The 1,418-nt window shown below is 57.6% G+C and carries 2 protein-coding genes and 1 pseudogene; all 3 read right to left on the reverse strand.

Features of this window, described 5'->3' with window-relative positions; genetic code table 11:
- Positions 1-95, reverse strand: a 95-nt coding sequence (locus NW820_RS08115; protein WP_414407202.1) for a dual OB domain-containing protein, incomplete at its 3' end; no start/stop codon positions are given.
- A 66-nt stretch (positions 96-161) separates the two neighbouring features.
- The gene (locus NW820_RS08120; RefSeq protein ID WP_099835909.1) at positions 162-1,118 is read right to left on the reverse strand and encodes an ABC transporter permease; all 957 of its coding nucleotides are present in this window, start codon (positions 1,116-1,118) and stop codon (positions 162-164) included.
- A gap of 6 nt (positions 1,119-1,124) precedes the next feature.
- A pseudogene (locus NW820_RS08125) lies at positions 1,125-1,418 on the reverse strand (ABC transporter permease); the annotation flags it as partial.

The raw sequence follows: 1,418 nt of genomic DNA on the forward strand, positions 1-1,418 counted from the left end.
CCTGGCTCTCCGTTCTGCCATTCCTTGCCGGCAATACAGCGACCGGCCATTTTTCTGGAGTTGGCGAAACAGACAATCGTCTTGACGTAAGACATACAGGCTTCTGGGGCAAGGGCAAAGGCTCAATAGGAGTAATTTTCGGCTTCTTGAAAGTCCAGTAGTCAAATCCGTTCTTCAGGGCGAAAGGGGATCAAAAGGGCGCGGGGCGCTTTGGCATGGCGAGAGACCAAAATCAACGCCACAATACTGAGCAGATAGGGCAACATTAAGAAAAACTGATAGGGGATCCGGCTACCCCAAAGCTGCTGAAGGCGCAATTGCAAAGCATCAAACCCGGCAAACAGCAACGCTCCTCCTAAGGCTCGCCAGGGATCCCAAGCGGCAAAAACCACCAGGGCAATGCAAATCCACCCCCGTCCATTGACGATATTGAAGAAAAACGCATCGAACGCAGAGAGGGTTAAAAAAGCGCCGGCCACCGCCATGAGAGCGCTGCCCACCATCACGGCCCCGGTGCGAACGGCATAGACCGGGATCCCCTGGGAAGCGGCAGCCTGGGGATTTTCTCCAACCATGCGCACGGCGAGGCCCAGAGGAGTTCGGTAGAGGATGTAGGCCATGAGGGGCACCAGGAGAAGGCCGAGGTAGGTGAGGGGCGGCTGGGTAAACAGGGTTTCTCCCAGAAAGGGCAGGCTGGAGAGACCGGGGATCGGCCAAGGACTGAAGGGGACGATTTTGGGGGGAGAGGTGACCTGGGGCAGGGCCATGCGATAAACAAAATAAGCAGCATTGATGGTCAAGAGGGTAATGCCAATGCCGGTGACGTGCTGGGAAACCCCAAGGCGGACGGTCAACAGGCTGTGAATCAAGCCCACACCTGCACCGAGGACGGCAGCAAAGGCTACGCCCCACCACAATCCGGATCCCTGATAGACCACCAGCCAACCGGTCATGGCCCCCAGGGTCATGATCCCTTCGATGCCCAAATTGAGAACGCCGGCCCGCTCACAGAGGACTTCGCCCAAAGTGCCAAAGAGCAAGGGAGTGGCAATGCGCAGGGTGGCCACCCAAAAGCTGGTGGTGCTGATTAAGCTGATTAGACTCAGGAGTGCAGACACGGGTGCTCAGTCCCAGCGCAGACGATAACGGGCCAATCCCATGCAGACCAACATCCACAGCAGGGCAGCAGCAACAATGACATCGGCAAGATAGGTGGGAACGCCCAAGCTACGCCCCATGGTATCGGCTCCCACATAAACCCCGGCAATGAAAACTGCGGCCCCCACCACTCCCAAGGGATGCAGTTGGGCCAACAGGGCAACAACAATGCCGGTGTAGCCAAAGCCCGGGGATAAATCCAAGGTGAGATAGCCCTTGAGCCCGAGAAGTTCACAAGCTCCCGCCAAGCCTGCCAGCCC

It is taken from the genome of Synechococcus sp. R55.7, assembly GCF_047461955.1.
Lineage (GTDB): Bacteria > Cyanobacteriota > Cyanobacteriia > Thermostichales > Thermostichaceae > Thermostichus.